Below are 17,897 nucleotides of genomic sequence, written 5' to 3' on the forward strand. Positions count from 1 at the left end.
CATTCGCTCCATGCGCTCCCCCTCCTGGCTGGCACTGGCCACCGCCCTGCTGATGTTTGCGCAGGTTGCCGAAACCCTCTACAGCCCCGCCCTGGTCTCACTGGCCGAGGGTTTCGCGGTCGACGCCGCCGACGCGTCACTGACGCTGTCGCTGTACTTCGTCGCGTTCGCTGCGGGTGTATTGACCTGGGGGCGTCTGTGCGACCGTTGGGGCCGACGCCCGGCCTTGCTCACAGGTCTTGTGCTGTACACCTGCGCCGCGCTGGCGGCGTTGCTGGCGATAAGCTTTGCCCAGCTGCTGTTGGCGAGGATAGTCGCGGCCTTCGCCGCAGCGGCCGGTTCGGTGGTGACTCAGACTGCGCTACGTGATCGCCACGACGGCGCGGAACTGGCCCGGGTGTTCTCCCTGATCGGCGCCTGCCTGGCGCTCAGCCCGGCGCTTGGCTTGATCACTGGCGCCTGGCTGGACCGACTGTCCGGCTATCACGGCGTGCTCGCCGGCCAGTTGCTGATGGCTCTGCTGTTGCTCGCCTGGACCTGGCGAGGGTTGCCCGAAACACGCCCGACCTCGCTATTCACGCCGACCATGGCCAACGTGCTGCGACGCTTGCTGAGCGACCGTCATGTGCTGCGGGCCAGTGCCCTGGTGGCAGTGTTCAACATCAGCGTGTTCAGCTGGTACAGCCTGGCGCCATTCGTCTTCGAACGACTCGGGGCCAGTCAGTGGATGGGTTATTCCGGCGCAGCGCTGGCATTCGGCTCGGTGCTGGGGGCCCGCCTGAATGGGCGACTACTGCGGCGAGGAATCAACGCCGGTCGCCTGCTGCGTCTGGCCTGCCTGCTCGACCTGCTGGCGGCGCTGGCGGTGCTGGGCTTGGGCGACAGCCTGTGGACGGTGGTGCCCATGACGCTGGTGCTGTGCGCCTTCGCCATGGCGATCCCGCTGGTACTGGGCTCGGCACTGGCCGCCTACGGCGATTGCCGCGGTAGCGCCGGGGCATTGTTCGGATTGTTCTACTACCTGCAGATCGGGGCGGGCATGCTGCTGGCGGGGGCCTGCCAGGCTTTGGGAGCGACGCTGTTCGCCTGTGCCGTGGCGGCCTGGGCACTGGCCATCGGCTACGAGCAGCCTGGCCGGCCGCTGCTACACTCAAGGGGCTGAACGGAGGATCGCGCCATGTCCGAACGAGAAATCACCACCCTCCTGTCGCTGATGAGCCAGCGTCAGGCCTGCCTGAGCAGTGCCTGCAAGGAGATCGCCGACTGGATCGACCGGCAAGGCGATGTGCCCGCCGCCGGCAAGATCCGCGCCAGCCTGAAGGCGCTGGAGGCCGAAGAAGCCCAGGTGCGCAAGACCCTGACTTCGCTGAACATCGAACGGCCGCTGCCACGCTTTCGTAGCTGAGGTTTCTGCAGCCCTTTTGCGAAACAAGGCCGCTCCTGCAAGAGATCGTGGTCCCTTGCAGGAGCGGCCTTGTGTCCGCGAAAAGGGCGCGTAGCGCCCCCGATGCACGGTCAGTGATTCATGTGCATGTGGTCATGCCCGGCACCGGCCTCGGCGTTCAGCGCACGCACTGGCGCCTGCACCTGCAAGGTTTCCTTCGCACCCTTGGCATCCTCGATGGTCAGGGTCAGCGGCACCTGCTCACCTTCCTTCACCTGCTGGTTCAGGCCCATCAGCATCACGTGGTAGCCGTTCGGGTCCAGCTTCACCGCCTTGCCGGCCGGCAGCTCGACGGCCTTGACCTCACGCATGCCCATCACGTCGCCGTTCATGGTCATCTCGTGCACCTGCACAGTCTTGGCCACCGGCGACGCCACGCCGACCAGCTTGCTGTCGCTGCTGGCGGTCAGGGTCATGAAGGCGCCGGTAGCCTGCTGGTGCGGCACGCTGGCGCGCACCCAGGCACCGCTCACGGTGGTCTGGGCGAAGGCAGGCATGGCCAGGGCCAGCAGCGTCAGGGCGGCCAGGCCGCGCTTGATTGGTTGCATCGACATTCAGCAGATCTCCATCAGGGTGGCCAGGTCTTCGGCGCATTCCTTGGCGTTCAGGGAGTGGCCCAGGCTCAGGCGCAAGGTGCCACGTGTATCGTAGACGTAGCTGGTGGACGAGTGAGAGATGGTGTAGGTGTCGCCGGCCGGGACCTTCTCGTAGAACACCTTGAATTCCCTGGCCACCTCGGCGATTTCCTCGGGAGTGCCGGTCAGGGCGATGATCGACGAGTCGAAGGCCTTGACGTAGGCGTCGAGCACTTCGGGGGTGTCACGCTCCGGGTCCAGGGTGATGAATACCGGCTGGAAGATTTCCTGGTCGCGTCCCCTGAGCATCTTCTTGATCTGCACCACACGCGCCAGCGCGGTCGGACAGACCGCCGGGCACTGGGTGAAGCCGAAGAAGATCATCGGCATCGAACCGTAGAAACTCGACAGCGTGCAGTCGTTGCCTCGAGTGTCCTTGAGCTTGAACTTGCGCCCGAGGATTTCGTTGCTCATGTTCTTGCCGTACTTGAAATCCAGGCCTCGGGCCGGGTTGCAACCCGCCAGCAGGCCAAGCCCCAGTACGCCCATCCCGGCGACTACCGCGCGCCGGGTCAACAGATCAGTCATGGAACCATCCTTTACAGGGAAGGTGCCGACCCCTGGGATGGGCCGGCCAGAAAACCGGGGCATTCTGTCACGCTCCCCCCGCACCATCCACCCGACATGCGGCTGATCGGGCTGCAGCCCTTTGTTTACGGGGCGCGACCCGTTGTCGCAGGCCTTGAATCCGTAACACTTTGTTGCTAGGGGGTCAGTGCACATTCGCCTGCGCGGTGCTCATGCGATCGGCAATTCGCGGACAGCCATTGAGGTCCACCGCCTGCTGCCAGTACTCACGTCGCATCGGCGAATCCCTGCGGCCAGCCTTGTGTCCCAGCAGCCGATAGAGTTCGGCCTTGTAGGCCGTGGCCTCTCCCCACTGCAAGCGATTGTCCTTGGGGTCTGGCTTGAAGCATTCGAACCAGACCGCCGGCTGCGGATAGTAACTGGCGAACTGCGGGAAGTCGGCCAGCGCCTTCTGCAGGGCCGGCAGGTACGCCGGGCCATCCACGTAACCGATGCAATCGGTGCTCACGCGCAGCGCCGCGGGAGCGAAGCCTTGTTCCAGGCTGTCGGTCATCAGCTTGCAGGTCGTGGCCACGTCCACGGAAGGTTCATAGGCGAAGTAGTAGAGCGCTAGACGATACTGAGCCACGGCATGGCCCTGGGCCGCTGCCTGTTGCAACTGTACAAGCGCCGGATCGCGCTCCTTGCGCAACGCCGCAGCGTCCGCTGCAAGCGCCTGCGCAGGCGTACCCGCCAGGGAGCGCTGGACCAGTTCGAGCAGGCGTGGTTCCAGCGCATCCAGGGTCGTCACGGCCTCGCGATATTGCTCGTCGGTACCGCCCGGTGGCTGGTAGCTGGCCAACGCCTGCGCGCAGGCTAACGACAACGGGATCAGCAATGCATGCCGGGCTTTCATACCGAGCGTCCTTGTTCAGTAAAGGGAAGAGAGAGACTTGATGCAGCGCGGGGCAAGCCCGCCCCCACAGAGAAAAGCTGCAGGAGCGGGCTCGTCCCGCGACGGCGTCACCACTGTCGATCAGTAGTACGCGTTTTCCTTCTGACTATGGTCAGTCACGTCACGCACGCCCTTGAGCTGCGGGATGCGCTCGAGCAGGGTGCGCTCGATGCCTTCCTTCAGCGTCACATCGGCCTGGCCGCAGCCCTGGCAGCCACCGCCGAATTGCAGCACGGCAATGCCATCGTCGACCACGTCCACCAGGCTCACGGCGCCGCCGTGGCTGGCCAGACCGGGGTTGATCTCGGTCTGCAGGTAGTAGTTGATGCGCTCGTTGATCGGGCTGTCCTCATTGACCATCGGCACCTTGGCGTTCGGCGCCTTGATGGTCAGCTGGCCGCCCATGCGGTCGGTGGCGTAGTCCACCAGCGCGTCCTCGAGGAACGGCACGCTGACCGCGTCGAGGTAGGCGGTGAAACTCTTCAGGCCCACCGGTTCGTCGTCAGGCTTTTCTTCGCCCGGCTTGCAGTAGGCGATGCAGGTCTCGGCGTACTGGGTGCCCGGCTGGGTAATGAAAATACGGATGCCGATGCCAGGCGTGTTCTGCTTGGAGAGCAGATCGGCCAGGTAATCATGGGCGGCGTCGGTAATGGTTATAGCGCTCATGGAAGTTCCTCACAGACTTGCCGGCAGTGTACGCCAAGCCGGCCCCTGAACAAAGTCCTAGCATTTGACTCGGGAAAGCGCCAACGCCGGCTCCCGCGCCGAATCCGTCGCGATCCAGGCCTTGAGCCGCCCGTACAGGCCACGTTCCAGCCATTGGTAGCTGAACCACGACATTAGTCCGATTGACGGCACGCACAAAGCGAACACCAGATAGGGGCTCAGGCCCAGCCGCTCATGCACGAACAGCCCGGCGTACAGCACCAGCACATGGATCAGGTACACCGAATAGGAGCAATCACCCAGCGCCTTGAGCACCCGGTTGCCCTTGAAACAGGGCTCCAGGGCGATGAACGCCAGTACCACCAGCGCGCTGGGCAGTCCCCAGTGCAACAGGCGCGGCGAGGCATCCAGGTGATACAGGGCGAATCCTGCCAGGCCGAGCAGCCCCAGCGGCAGCCACAACCCCTTGCGGATCAACCCACGGCGGTACAGCACGCCCAGGCCAATCCCCAGCAGGAACTCGTAGACGATGTCGTTGTTGTAGAAGCGGCTGAGCACGCCCAGCCGACCCAGCACTTCGCTGACCAGCAGCAATGCCGCCGTCACCAGCAGCAGGTGATGACGCTGACGCACCAGGAAGGCCAGGCCGAACAACAGGTAGAAGAACATTTCGAAGTTCAGTGTCCAGCCGACGTTGAGCGTCGGGTACAGGCCGTAGCCACCCGGGTTCTGCGCCGGAATGAACAGCAGCGAAAGCAGCAGGTGCTGCCACTCGAACACCTGGTGCGGCATCCAGCGGCTGGCGATCAGCATCAGCACGGCCATCAGCAGGGTGTAGAACCAGTAGGCGGGGACGATGCGCAGTGCGCGGTTGAGCAGGAACTGCCCGGGGGCGATGTCCTTGTCGCGGGTCGAGAGGTAGATCACCAGGCCGCTGATCACGAAGAAGATGTCCACCCCGACCGCGCCGCGGTCGGCCAGCAACTGGCCGATGGGGCCGGTGGCGTGGAAGTCGAAGAAGATCTGCATGAAGTGGTGGCAGACCACCACCCAGGCGGCGAATGCCCGAAGAGCCTGAAGCGAATACAGCATGAAATACCCTGTGATCGGCGGTGCATTGAGGCCCGGCGAGCGCTTCGCGCTCGTTTCGCCGGCAAGCCGGCTCCCACAGGATTCGCGCACACCTGTGGGAGCCGGCTTGCCGGTGATGGGCTGCAAAAGCAGTCCCCGGGGCCTACCTACCGATTCCGACCCCATTGGCGCCGCAAAGGTCAGGCCGACCGATCAGAGGTTCTCGTAGCGGTTCATGTCCAGCACGCCCGCCTCCACCGGCTCGGTCTCCTTGATATAGCTGTTCAGGTCGTGGAAGTAGCGCCAGAACTCGGGGTGGCTGCGGCGCACGCCCCAACGCATGACGACGCGCTCGAACTTCGCCGTGTCATCGCGCGCGGCCTCCATGTCCTCGACAAACTCCGGCACATCGGCCGCCGGGATGTTGAAGATGAAGTTGGGATAGCTGCTGAGCACGCCCGGATACAGCGTCAGGGTGTCCAGCCCCGGCTGGTAACGATAGGCCTCGCCCAGCAGGAACGCGACGTTGCTGTGGGCACGGTTGCGCAGCAGGCTGTAGACCTGACGCTGGCCGCCCTGCCCTTCGATGCGCAGCATGGTCGCCTCGGGCAGCTGGCCGATCACCTTGAGCCCCGCGGCCGGACGCGAGACCAGGCGGCTGAGCGACTGCTCGACATCTCGGAATTGCGCCGAAATCGCAGGGCGCGAGCAGTAGGCGCCCAGGCAGCGGTTGATCGGATCGGGCGCCGCGTTCAGGCTGGCGGTGCGCTGCAGCAGCTTGAGGCCGAAGTCACGCTTGGGATCGTGCTTGTCCAGCTTCAGTGCGCTCGGGGTACTGGTGTCGATATCCTCGTAGTCCAGCCACATCTTCACCTTGCCGCTGTTCTGGTACCAGTCGCTGAGGATCGCGCCGCGCTTGCCGGCCGGCATCAGGCGCAGGAAGTTGACCTCGGCGCCATTGCGGATCAAGTCGAAGTACAGGCGCGTCTGCAACTGGTGCGAGACGTTGCCGAACACGTCGAAGTTCACCGCCAGCTGGTAGTAGGTACGCTCGAACAGCGGATAGTCGAACAGCCACATCGTCAGCGGTACGTCACCGATCAGGCCCTTGGTCACCGAGGCGCTGTCGAAGTGGCGGAAGATGCTCAGCAGGGCGTTGTCGTTGCCAGCCCACAGCGTCGACCAGCTGGGCGCCGGCTGCTCGGCATAGGCGTCACGACGCAGCGCTTCGTATTCATTGCGCTTGTCGCGGTAGGCGTGCCACAAGCTCAGCACGCTGCCGACATCGTCGATCTGCCCCGGCATGGCCAGCAGCGGCGTGGCCTCGCCCCGATACTTGGCGTCGGTGACATAGAGGTCGTGGGCCGGCTCCTGGAACAGCGCCCAGAAGTTGTCGCGGATCACGTCGGTGGCGATCTGCCCGCGGCACACCGGGCCGCGGATGAAGGTGCGCACGAAGTATTCGGCGTTGTCCAGCATGAACTGGTAGCGCGCCACGGCCGGAATCGCCTCGAACGTCTCGAACGGGTTGGCGCGGTGGCGCGGGCCGTAACCGGGCAGCGCGGTGGCGTGCCAGTCGCCGCTGTAGAACAGCTGCTTGACCCGCTTGAGCTTCTGCGGCCCCATTGGGTAGGTGATGTGGGTCTTGTGCACGATCACGCCCTGCACCGGGATCAGGCGGTAATAGAAGTCGGTGCCTGGCGGGTCGTTGGGTCGGCGCGTGGCGATCAGGTCCACCGGCTGGCCGCTCGGGGTGCGCGAGCGCACCCACTGGAAGAAGTGGCCCTGCTCGCCGCCGACGAAGTGAATGTGAGCCAGGAACAGGTGTTCGTACAGCCAGCGGCCGACCAGCGCCTCGGTCGAGCCCGGACGATTGAGCAACTCTTCCCATTCGGCGATCTGCTTCGCTTCCACCGCGCTGGGCTGGATCGGCGTCTTCTCCACCGGGGCACCAGCGGCCAGCCAGCGCTGCAGGGTCTGATATTCCTGATCGGTCAGGCCGGTGACCGCCAGCGGCATGCCCTCTTTGGGGTGGACGCCGGCATAGGCATCGAACTCGTGCGGCAGTGGGCACATGTTGTTGCGATTGAGCCCCAGGACGATCTCTTCGGGCAGCTTGGCATTGGGCGTGAGCGGGGTCTTGTGGCCCAGCTCGAGCATGCGCGCCATCAGCGCCGCCTGGTCGCCCTGCTTGTCCAGCACCGAGTAGAAGCCCTGCTTGCGCCAGCCCGCCTCGTCGCGGGCATCGTAGAACAGCCGCGTGGTGGGCACGGCCTGGCTACGCTCGCCCTGGTAGACCGGCACCTTGGAAGCCCCCCGCTCGGCGCCCTCGGCGCTGCCCAGGTTGAGCTGGCAGGCCGCGTCGTTGCAGGCGTGGCAGGCTACGCATTTCTCGGTGAAGATCGGTTGGATATCCCGCGTGTATGAGATCGTCGGGCTCGATTGGGGGGCCTGCCCGAACGCCGCGCCACTGATGAGCAAGGCGAAGGCGCTGGCAAGTATGCGATGCAGCATGTGCCGAATGTCCTGGTTACTTGAAGCCATCACGATGTGCCTGGCGGGTCCTGAGGTGTTGGGAGGCGCGCAACAACATGAGGGAAATTCATGCAAATGGGCGATACGCCTAAAATCCATGCAGCTTTGTTATTATTCGGCACCTTCTGATTTTTGCCCGACCAGGTAGTTCCTATGTCCGACCGCAGCGCTCGTTTACAAGCACTCCAGAACGCACTCCAAGAGCGCATCCTGATCCTCGACGGCGGCATGGGTACTATGATCCAGAGTTACCGCCTCGAGGAACACGACTATCGTGGCACGCGCTTCGCCGATTGGCCAAGCGATGTCAAAGGCAACAACGATCTTTTGCTGCTCAGCCGCCCCGATGTCATCGCCGCGATCGAGAAAGCCTACCTGGATGCCGGCGCCGATATTCTCGAGACCAACACCTTCAACGCCACGCAGATCTCCCAGGCCGACTACGGCATGGAGGCGCTGGTGTATGAGCTCAACGTCGAAGGCGCGCGCATCGCCCGCCAGGTGGCCGATGCCAAGACCCTCGAGACCCCGGACAAGCCGCGCTTCGTCGCCGGCGTGCTCGGCCCGACCAGCCGCACCTGCTCGATCTCCCCTGACGTCAACGACCCCGGCTATCGCAACGTCACCTTCGACGAACTGGTGGAAAACTATATCGAGGCCACCCGTGGCCTGATCGAGGGTGGCGCCGACCTGATCCTGATCGAGACCATCTTCGACACCCTCAACGCCAAGGCGGCGATCTTCGCCGTGCAGCAGGTGTTCGAAGAAGACGATGTCGAACTGCCGATCATGATCTCGGGCACCATCACCGATGCCTCCGGCCGTACCCTGTCGGGCCAGACCACCGAGGCGTTCTGGAACTCGGTGCGCCACGCCAAGCCGATTTCCATCGGCCTGAACTGCGCCCTGGGCGCCAAGGACCTGCGCCCGTACCTGGAAGAACTCTCGGCCAAGGCCGACACTTTCGTCTCGGCGCATCCCAACGCCGGCCTGCCCAACGCTTTCGGCGAATACGACGAGACGCCGGCGGAAATGGCCGCGGTGGTCGAGGAGTTCGCCGCCAGCGGCTTCCTCAACATCATCGGCGGTTGCTGCGGTACCACCCCGCCACACATCCAGGCCATCGCCGAGGCCGTGGCCAAGTACAAGCCACGGGCCATCCCGGACATCCCCAAAGCCTGCCGCCTGTCGGGCCTGGAACCGTTCACCATCGACCGCCAGTCGTTGTTCGTCAACGTCGGCGAGCGCACCAACATCACCGGCTCCGCCAAGTTCGCCCGACTGATCCGCGAAGAGAACTACACCGAAGCGCTGGAAGTCGCCCTGCAGCAGGTCGAGGCCGGCGCCCAGGTGATCGACATCAACATGGACGAAGGGATGCTCGACTCCCAGGCCGCCATGGTCCGCTTCCTCAACCTGATCGCCGGCGAACCGGACATCTCCCGCGTGCCGATCATGATCGACTCCTCCAAGTGGGAGGTGATCGAGGCGGGCCTGAAGTGCATCCAGGGCAAGGGCATCGTCAACTCCATCTCCATGAAGGAGGGCGTCGAGCAGTTCAAGCACCACGCCCGCCTGTGCAAGCGCTACGGCGCCGCCGTGGTGGTGATGGCCTTCGACGAGGTCGGCCAGGCCGACACCGCGGCGCGCAAACGCGAGATCTGCCAGCGCAGCTACGACATCCTGGTCGATGAAGTGGGCTTCCCGCCGGAAGACATCATCTTCGACCCGAACATCTTCGCCGTCGCCACTGGTATCGAGGAGCACAACAACTACGCCGTCGACTTCATCGAAGCCTGCGCCTACATCCGCGATCATCTGCCTTTCGCGCTGTCGAGCGGCGGCGTGTCCAACGTGTCGTTCTCGTTCCGCGGCAACAACCCGGTGCGCGAGGCGATCCACTCGGTGTTCCTCTACCACGCGATCCAGAACGGCCTGACCATGGGCATCGTCAACGCCGGCCAGTTGGAGATCTACGACGAGATCCCGGCCGCCCTGCGCGAGAAGGTCGAGGACGTGGTGCTCAACCGCACCCCGCACGGCACCGATGCCCTGCTGGCCATCGCCGATGACTACAAGGGCGGCGGCGCGACCAAGGAAGTGGAAAACGAAGAGTGGCGTTCGATGCCGGTGGACAAGCGTCTCGAGCACGCGCTGGTCAAGGGCATCACCGCCTACATCGTCGAGGACACCGAGGAGTGCCGCCAGCAGTCGGCGCGCCCGATCGAGGTCATCGAAGGCCCGCTGATGAGCGGCATGAACGTGGTCGGCGACCTGTTCGGCGCCGGCAAGATGTTCCTGCCCCAGGTGGTCAAGTCGGCCCGGGTGATGAAACAGGCGGTGGCCCACCTGATCCCCTTCATCGAAGCCGAGAAAGGCGACAAGCCGCAGGCCAAGGGCAAGATCCTGATGGCCACGGTCAAGGGCGACGTCCACGACATCGGCAAGAACATCGTCGGCGTGGTGCTGGGTTGCAACGGCTACGACATCGTCGACATGGGTGTGATGGTGCCGGCCGAGAAGATCCTGCAGACCGCCCGCGAGCAGAAGTGCGACATCATCGGTCTGTCCGGGCTGATCACCCCGTCGCTGGACGAAATGGTCCACGTCGCCCGGGAAATGCAGCGCCAGGACTTCCACCTTCCGCTGATGATCGGCGGCGCGACCACGTCCAAGGCGCACACGGCGGTGAAGATCGAGCCGAAGTACGCCAACGATGCGGTGATCTACGTCACCGACGCCTCGCGCGCGGTGGGCGTGGCCACCCAGCTGCTGTCCAGGGAGCTCAAGGCCGGCTTCGTCGAGAAGACCCGCCAGGAATACGTGGACGTGCGCGAGCGCACCGCCAACCGCAGCGCCCGCACCGAGCGCCTGAGCTACGATCAGGCCATCGCCGCCAAGCCACAGTACGACTGGGCCGGCTACCAGGCCGCGGTGCCCGCCTTCACCGGCGTCAAGGTGCTGGACGACATCGACCTGCGCGAGCTGGCCGAGTACATCGACTGGACGCCATTCTTCATCTCCTGGGACCTGGCCGGCAAGTTCCCGCGCATCCTCACCGACGAAGTCGTCGGCGAGGCTGCCACCGCGCTGTACAAGGACGCCCGAGAGATGCTCGACAAGCTGATCGACGAGAAACTGATCAGCGCCCGGGCGGTGTTCGGTTTCTGGCCGGCCAACCAGGTCGCGCATGACGACATCGAAGTCTACGGCGACGACGGTCAGCCACTGGCCACCCTGCACCACCTGCGCCAGCAGACCATCAAGCCCGACGGCAAGCCGAACTGGTCGCTGGCCGACTTCGTCGCACCGAAGGACAGCGGTGTGACCGACTACGTCGGTGGCTTCATCACCACCGCCGGCATCGGCGCCGAGGAAGTGGCCAAGGCTTACCAGGACAAGGGCGACGACTACAGCTCGATCATGGTCAAGGCCCTCGCCGACCGCCTGGCCGAGGCCTGCGCCGAATGGCTGCACGAACGCGTGCGCAAGGACTACTGGGGTTACGCCAAGGACGAGCAGCTGGACAACGAGGCGCTGATCAAGGAGCAGTACAGTGGCATCCGCCCTGCCCCGGGCTATCCGGCGTGCCCGGACCACACCGAGAAGGCCACGCTGTTCCGCCTGCTCGATGGCAGCGCCATCGGCGAGACCGGCCCCAGCGGCGTGTTCCTCACCGAGCACTTCGCCATGTTCCCGGCGGCGGCGGTCAGCGGCTGGTACTTCGCCCACCCGCAGGCGCAGTACTTTGCCGTGGGCAAAGTGGACAAGGACCAGATCGAGCGCTACAGCGCGCGCAAGGGCCAGGACATCAGCGTGAGCGAGCGCTGGCTGGCACCGAACCTGGGCTACGACAACTGACCCCGTGGGAGCGGGCTTTCCCCGCTCCTGCGTTCCTCTCAGGATTACCTACACTGTCCCTGATTGCCTCTGACCAAGGAGCCACTCATGGACGACCGCACCCCGGGCAAACCGCCCACCTTCTGGCAAATGCTGCAAAGCATCCTCGCCGCCGCCTTCGGCGTGCAGAGCGGCAAGAACCGCGCGCGCGATTTCACCTATGGCAAGGCCAGCCACTTCATCGTGATGGGCACGTTGTTCACCCTGATCTTCATCTTCGTGCTGATCGGGCTGGTGCAACTGGCCATGCATCTGACGGCGCGCTAGCACGCGCAGGCAAACGCAAGCCGCCCGCGGATATCCCGTCCGCGGGCGGTTCAGGTGCGTTTCACGGTCTGAAGCGGTATCCGCTACTGATGGCTGACCCAATACACGGCAGTGACCACCACCAGCACGATCAGGCACAGGATCGCCCAGGCATCGACGCTGCTGTCAGCTTTGCGGATCTTGGTAGAGTTTCCCATTGCATTGCCTCTTGTAGTGTTTATGGGAATGCACTTCAAGCAGCAGTTAAGTCCAGCAATGCCCTTCGCTCAAGCAGGGTCTTTCAATAGTCGACGGGTGACGTGAGAAACGGGTAGCGAAAGTCCGCGGCACGCCCCTCGGCGCTGTAGCGGTGAAAGTCGATGCCGTAGCCACCCTGCTCCAGCAACTGCAGCCAGCGTCGCGCCTTGACCGGATCGATCAGTTGCAAGGCCGGCACACGGTGTTCGCGCAGGCCATCGCGGTCCAACGCCAACCCTTGGGCATCGTCATGCAGCATGACCATGGCCCAGCCGCCCAGGCTGAAGTGCCCCCCCATCAGCACGCTCAGGCGCCCGTCGATGCGGGCGCGCAGGGCCTCGGGCGAGCTGTTGACCGCGCTGAACAGCACGTCGCGCCCAGGCACCTTGCCCGCGGCCTCGAACGCCTGCATGGCGCCGAACGCCATCTCGTCGTTGGCCGACCACACCAGTTTCGTGTGCGGATAGCGCTTGAGCAGCATCTGCGCCTGCTCGAAGGCCCGCTGGCGACTCCAGCCGCCATACACCACCTGCCGCAGGCGCACCTGGGGATGGTCCGCCAGGGCCCGGCGCATGCCCTGCTCACGCAAGCGCGAGGCCGGCGTGGTGTTGATGCCGGCAAAGGCCAGCAAGTCCACGCGCTCGGTCGTCGCCGGCAACTGCGCGATCATCGCGCCGAGCATCTGGTAGCCAGCCTCTTCGTCGTTGCCGGTGAGCGTGCCGAGCACCTGGGCGTACTTCTCCGGCTGCGCCTGGATGCTGCTCGCCTGGCTGTCGGTCAGACCGTTGTTGACCAGGAACAGCTTCACCCCGGTGCCACGCGACAGGCGGATGATTTCCGGCGCCACGTACTGTTCGTTGACCACTACCAGATAATCCGGGCGTCGCGCCCCCTGCAGCACCGCACGGGCCTGGGACAGGGCGAGATCCGCGCGGCGTTCGCTGTACTGCACGCGCAGATCCATGCCCAGGTCCGTCGCGGCGGCCTGCATGAAGCGCGAATAATCGACCCAGAAGGTTTCGTTGGAATATCCCGGATTGAGAAACACCACCGAAGCGGCCTGTGCGCTCGCTGCCAGCGGCAGACTCAGGCACAGGCTCTGGCACAAGGCCTTGAGCATGCGGTTACATCCCTGCGATACAAACGCCCGATTATAGCCATCCGATGCCCCTGAGCGGACAAATGCCAGTCAGTCTCACTTAGTCCAAATGGTTCTTTTCATATGCAAAAACATCACTTTAGCGCATAAACCCACTCTGCTATCGTTCCCCCGCTCCGACCCGGAGTGCGCGGCCGTGCGCGCGATTAGCTGCATGCAGCCTGAGACAGGACTTATATGTACGTATACGACGAGTACGATCAGCGGATCATCGAGGACCGCGTCAAGCAGTTCCGTGATCAGACCCGCCGCTACCTGGCCGGTGAGCTGAGCGAAGAAGAATTCCGCCCTCTGCGCCTGCAGAACGGCCTGTATATCCAGCGTTTCGCCCCGATGCTGCGGGTCGCCGTGCCCTATGGCCAGCTGAACGCACCTCAGGTCCGCATGCTGGCGAAGATCGCCCGCGACTACGACAAGGGCTACGCGCACATCAGCACCCGCCAGAACGTGCAGTACAACTGGCCGGCGCTGGAAGACATTCCAGAGATCCTCGCCGAGCTGGCCACCGTGCAGATGCACGCCATCCAGACCAGCGGCAACTGCCTGCGCAACGTCACCACCGACCAGTTCGCCGGTGTCGCCGCCGACGAGCTGGTGGACCCGCGTCCGTGGTGCGAGATCGTCCGTCAGTGGACCACCTTCCACCCGGAATTCGCCTACCTGCCGCGCAAGTTCAAGATCGCCGTCAACGGCTCCAAGGATGACCGCGCCGCCATCGAAGTGCACGACATCGGCCTGGAGCCGGTGCGCAACGCCGCCGGCGAACTGGGCTTCCGCGTGCTGGTCGGTGGCGGCCTGGGCCGCACCCCGGTGATCGGTTCGTTCATCAACGAATTCCTGCCCTGGCAGGACCTGCTCAGCTACCTGGACGCCATCCTGCGCGTGTACAACCGTTACGGCCGCCGTGACAACAAGTACAAGGCGCGGATCAAGATCCTGGTCAAGGCTCTCACCCCGGAAGTGTTCGCCGAGAAGGTCGAGGCCGAGATGGCTCACCTGCGCGGCGGCAGCACCACCCTGACCGAGGCCGAGGTGCAGCGCGTCGCCCGTCACTTCGTCGACCCCGAGTACCTGGCCCTCGACAACGTCGACTACAGCGCCCTGGACGCCGAGCACCCGGGCTTCGTCCGCTGGCGTTCGCGCAACACCCGTGCGCACAAGAAGCCCGGCTACATCGCCGTGACCCTGTCGCTCAAGCCCACCGGCGTCGCCCCCGGCGACCTGACCGACAAGCAGCTGGACGCCGTCGCCGAACTGGCCGAACGCTACAGCTTCGGCTACCTGCGCACTTCCCACGAGCAGAACATCATCCTCGCCGACGTCGAGCAGCGCCAGTTGCACGCCCTCTGGCTGGAGCTGCGCGAACAAGGCTTCGCCACCCCGAACATCGGCCTGCTGACCGACATCATCTGCTGCCCGGGCGGTGACTTCTGCTCGCTGGCCAACGCCAAGTCGATCCCGATCGCCGAATCCATCCAGCGTCGCTTCGACGACCTGGACTACCTGTTCGACATCGGCGAGCTCGACCTGAACATCTCCGGCTGCATGAACGCCTGCGGCCATCACCACGTCGGCCACATCGGCATCCTTGGCGTGGACAAGAAGGGCGAGGAGTTCTACCAGGTCTCGCTGGGCGGCAACGCCGCCCGCGACGCCAGCCTGGGCAAGATCCTCGGCCCGTCCTTCGCCCAGGACGCCATGGCCGACGTGATCGAGAAACTGATCAGCGTGTACGTCGAGCAGCGCACCGAAGACGAGCGCTTCATCGACACCTACCAGCGGATCGGCATCGACCCCTTCAAGGAACGCGTCTATGCAGCGAATCATTAAGAACAACCAGATCGTCGACGAAACCTGGCACCTGCTGCCCAAGGACGTCTCGATCGACGAGCTGACCAACTGCGACGACTACATCGTGCCGTTGCAACTGTGGCGCGATCATCCGAGCCTGCTCAAGGCCCGCGACGGCGGCCTGGGTATCTGGCTGGACAGTGACGAGGAAGCCGAGGAGATCGGTGAAGACGTCGAGCACTTCCAGGTGATCGCCCTGAACTTCCCGGCCTTCACCGACGGGCGCAACTACTCCAACGCGCGCCTGCTGCGTGACCGCTACAAGTTCAAGGGTGAGCTGCGCGCCATCGGCGACGTGCTGCGCGACCAGCTGTTCTACATGGCCCGCTGTGGCTTCGATGCGTTCGCCATCCGCGCCGACAAGGACCCGGAAGACGCGCTGCAGAGCCTGAAGGACTTCTCGGTGACCTACCAGGGCGCCACCGACGAGCCGCTGCCGCTGTTCCGCCGCCGCTGATCGCCAGCGCAGCACCGACAAGGCCCGCCTCCTGGCGGGCCTTGTCATTGGGCGACCAGTAGTCCCTGTGGGAGATCGCCCCGCCCTTTGGGCTACGCTGTCGCGCAGGGAGCTTTCCCCCTGTGGGAGCGGCCTTGCGTCGCGAAAGGGCTGCGCAGCAGCCCCCAGCAATTTCGATGGTGGATCGGAATCCGGGGCCGCTGCGCGCCCCTTTCGCGACGCAAGGCCGTTCCCACAGGGCCTAGATAAATCAATAAGCTAGCCCGCAAGGGACTTCACGCGCACCTCAACGCAACGGCACGTAGATGTCCGTCTGCCACTGCTCCAACGGCGTCCGCGGATAGATGCTCAGGTAGTGGAAGAACAGCGGATGATCGCGCAGTTCCTCGCCACTGGCGGGCAACCAGTCGCGATAGATCGGGTAGATCGTCTCGCCGATATGGTCCGGCGACCCCACATGTCGCACCACCGCGCAGCGACCGCCCGGCAGGCTCAGCTCCCGCACGCCCTGGGCGTTCGCTCCCACGGCCTCGTGGATCTCCCCGCAGATGGCGAAGCGAAAGTCTTCCGGCGCCGTGGTATCCGGATTGTTGTAGGGAATACCGAAACTCCGGCTGGTAGCCACGGGCGACTGTCCGCTGCTCATGCGCCAGTCGATGAACCGCTGGACGGTCTCGCTGACTTGATTGGGCGGCCCACGGTGCTCTAGCGCGGCGAGACGGACGGTGGCGAAATCGACGATTCGTACCTGCATGGTGATGCTCCTGGAAAAATGAGGGATGGCAAACACCGTATTCCATAGCTGCCAGCCTGGCTGACGCCTGAACCCACTGGGCGCCTGCCCGAAGGCCCGCCGGAATGCCCTGCTGAAAGCCTCGGGGCTTTCGAAGCCGGCCTCCAGCGCCACCTCCAGCACCGAATGGCGGGACTGGCCGACCAACCGGTGCGCGGCACGACGCAGGCGCATCAGCTGCACGTAGCGGGCAACCGGCACGCCCACATAGGCGCTGAACTGCCGATGAAAGTGGAACACCGAAAAGTGCGCCACGGCACTGAGGGTCTCCACCGACAGGTCGCCTTCGAGGTTGTTCTCGATATAGGCCAGCACGGTATCGAAACGCTGCTGGTAGAGGGCGTTGACTGACAAGGCCGATTGCTCCTGGAAATACGATCCGCGATAGGTTCCTCGATTCACCCTGGCCAGCACCTAGCCGTCTTTGCTCACTTGCCGATTGCCTTTACTCCACTCACGACCCACCCATGCATTATTGATTCAAGGTCAAAAGACCTTGGCCCGCCGGCGCCTTAATCAAATCGCGCCAACACTGCAGACTGCACCCACTCGATCGAACCCACCCGCCACTGTTGCAGGTCCGATCCTTACACCGTCCACCAGGAGCAGATCCATGAGCATTCCATCCTTCGGCCTCGGCACCTTCCGCCTCACCGGCCAGACCGTCATCGATTCGGTCAAATCGGCCCTGGAACTGGGCTATCGCGCCATCGATACCGCGCAGATCTACAACAATGAAGCCGAAGTCGGCCAGGCCATCGCCGAAAGCGGCGTGCCACGTGACGAGCTGTTCATCACCACCAAGATCTGGATCGACAACTACGCCGCCGACAAACTGATCCCAAGCCTGCGGGACAGCCTGGCCAAACTGCGCACCGACCATGTCGACCTCCTGCTCATCCACTGGCCGGCGCCTGGCAACGGTGTCGAATTGAGCGAGTACATGCAAGCCCTGGCCGAAGCCAAGAAGCTGGGGCTGACCCGCCAGATCGGCGTATCCAACTTCAATATCGAGCTGACCCGCCAGGCGATTGCCGTGGTCGGCAAAGGCGAGATCGCCACCAACCAGATCGAACTCAGCCCGTACCTGCAGAACGGCAAGCTGACCGCCTTCCTGAACGAACAAGGCATCACCACCACCTCCTACATGACCCTGGCCTACGGCAAGGTCCTGAAGGACCCGGTGCTGGCCGAGATTGCCGCCAAGCACAACGCCACCGTCGCCCAGGTGGCCCTCGCCTGGGCGCTGCAGCTGGGCTATGCGGTGATCCCATCGTCCACCAAGCGCGAGAACCTGGCCAGCAACCTGCTTGCCCGTGACCTGCGCCTGGACAGCGACGACCTGGCACGCATCGCAGCACTGGAACGCAACGGTCGTGAAGTCAGCCCTGACGGCCTGGCGCCAGCCTGGGACTGATTC

General features: G+C 64.3%; 15 protein-coding genes. 7 read left to right on the forward strand and 8 right to left on the reverse strand.

The annotated features are described in order from the left end of the window. Positions 1 to 10: 10 nt before the first annotated feature. Entirely contained in the window at positions 11 to 1,162 is a 1,152-nt protein-coding gene (locus tag N7422_RS18030; RefSeq protein ID WP_279807823.1) for a Bcr/CflA family efflux MFS transporter, read from the forward strand. Between the two features lie 15 nt (positions 1,163 to 1,177). After that, on the forward strand, positions 1,178 to 1,405 hold the full coding sequence (locus N7422_RS18035) for a hypothetical protein (RefSeq protein WP_279807824.1): 228 nt from the start codon (positions 1,178 to 1,180) through the stop codon (positions 1,403 to 1,405). A gap of 110 nt (positions 1,406 to 1,515) precedes the next feature. Here N7422_RS18035 and N7422_RS18040 read toward each other — a convergent pair whose 3' ends face one another. From N7422_RS18040 to N7422_RS18065, 6 genes are all read right to left on the reverse strand, one after another. Next, positions 1,516 to 1,998 (reverse strand): copper chaperone PCu(A)C, encoded by a 483-nt coding sequence (locus tag N7422_RS18040; RefSeq protein ID WP_279807825.1) that lies wholly within the window; start codon positions 1,996 to 1,998, stop codon positions 1,516 to 1,518. Further along, complete coding sequence (locus N7422_RS18045) at positions 1,999 to 2,607, reverse strand: SCO family protein (protein ID WP_279807826.1); 609 nt, start codon at positions 2,605 to 2,607, stop codon at positions 1,999 to 2,001. Positions 2,608 to 2,791: 184 nt separating this feature from the next. Continuing rightward, on the reverse strand, positions 2,792 to 3,502 hold the full coding sequence (locus N7422_RS18050; protein WP_279807827.1) for a hypothetical protein: 711 nt from the start codon (positions 3,500 to 3,502) through the stop codon (positions 2,792 to 2,794). A gap of 120 nt (positions 3,503 to 3,622) precedes the next feature. Continuing rightward, positions 3,623 to 4,207: a Fe-S biogenesis protein NfuA gene (nfuA, locus tag N7422_RS18055; RefSeq protein WP_279807828.1), complete on the reverse strand. Its 585-nt coding sequence runs from the start codon at positions 4,205 to 4,207 to the stop codon at positions 3,623 to 3,625. A 57-nt stretch (positions 4,208 to 4,264) separates the two neighbouring features. Next, positions 4,265 to 5,299 carry an acyltransferase gene (locus tag N7422_RS18060; RefSeq protein ID WP_279807829.1) on the reverse strand — a complete coding sequence of 345 codons (1,035 nt, stop codon included), beginning with the start codon at positions 5,297 to 5,299 and terminating at the stop codon, positions 4,265 to 4,267. A 192-nt stretch (positions 5,300 to 5,491) separates the two neighbouring features. Further along, positions 5,492 to 7,792 carry a fatty acid cis/trans isomerase gene (locus tag N7422_RS18065; protein ID WP_279807830.1) on the reverse strand — a complete coding sequence of 767 codons (2,301 nt, stop codon included), beginning with the start codon at positions 7,790 to 7,792 and terminating at the stop codon, positions 5,492 to 5,494. A 174-nt stretch (positions 7,793 to 7,966) separates the two neighbouring features. Between N7422_RS18065 and metH the strand changes: the two genes are divergently transcribed. Next, entirely contained in the window at positions 7,967 to 11,674 is a 3,708-nt protein-coding gene (gene metH, locus N7422_RS18070; protein ID WP_279807831.1) for a methionine synthase, read from the forward strand. Positions 11,675 to 11,761: 87 nt separating this feature from the next. Then, a complete protein-coding gene (locus tag N7422_RS18075; RefSeq protein WP_186659654.1) occupies positions 11,762 to 11,980 on the forward strand; it encodes a DUF2970 domain-containing protein in 219 nt (72 codons plus the stop codon). A gap of 280 nt (positions 11,981 to 12,260) precedes the next feature. On the opposite strand, the gene N7422_RS18080 is transcribed toward N7422_RS18075, so the two are convergent. Beyond that, on the reverse strand, positions 12,261 to 13,337 hold the full coding sequence (locus N7422_RS18080) for an ABC transporter substrate-binding protein (RefSeq protein WP_279807832.1): 1,077 nt from the start codon (positions 13,335 to 13,337) through the stop codon (positions 12,261 to 12,263). Positions 13,338 to 13,553: 216 nt separating this feature from the next. On the opposite strand from N7422_RS18080, the gene N7422_RS18085 reads away from it, so the two are divergent. Further along, positions 13,554 to 15,206 carry a nitrite/sulfite reductase gene (locus tag N7422_RS18085; protein WP_279807833.1) on the forward strand — a complete coding sequence of 551 codons (1,653 nt, stop codon included), beginning with the start codon at positions 13,554 to 13,556 and terminating at the stop codon, positions 15,204 to 15,206. Next, entirely contained in the window at positions 15,190 to 15,684 is a 495-nt protein-coding gene (locus N7422_RS18090) for a DUF934 domain-containing protein (protein ID WP_028691443.1), read from the forward strand. Before N7422_RS18085 ends, N7422_RS18090 begins: the two co-directional genes overlap by 17 nt. Before the next feature lie 286 nt (positions 15,685 to 15,970). Here the strand turns inward: N7422_RS18090 and N7422_RS18095 are convergent, their stop codons facing one another. Continuing rightward, positions 15,971 to 16,831 carry an AraC family transcriptional regulator gene (locus N7422_RS18095; RefSeq protein WP_279807834.1) on the reverse strand — a complete coding sequence of 287 codons (861 nt, stop codon included), beginning with the start codon at positions 16,829 to 16,831 and terminating at the stop codon, positions 15,971 to 15,973. A gap of 259 nt (positions 16,832 to 17,090) precedes the next feature. Between N7422_RS18095 and dkgB the strand changes: the two genes are divergently transcribed. Continuing rightward, on the forward strand, positions 17,091 to 17,894 hold the full coding sequence (dkgB, locus tag N7422_RS18100; RefSeq protein ID WP_279807835.1) for a 2,5-didehydrogluconate reductase DkgB: 804 nt from the start codon (positions 17,091 to 17,093) through the stop codon (positions 17,892 to 17,894). Positions 17,895 to 17,897 lie beyond the last annotated feature (3 nt).

Origin of the sequence: Pseudomonas sp. GD04091 (assembly GCF_029836165.1) — a bacterium.
GTDB lineage: Bacteria > Pseudomonadota > Gammaproteobacteria > Pseudomonadales > Pseudomonadaceae > Aquipseudomonas.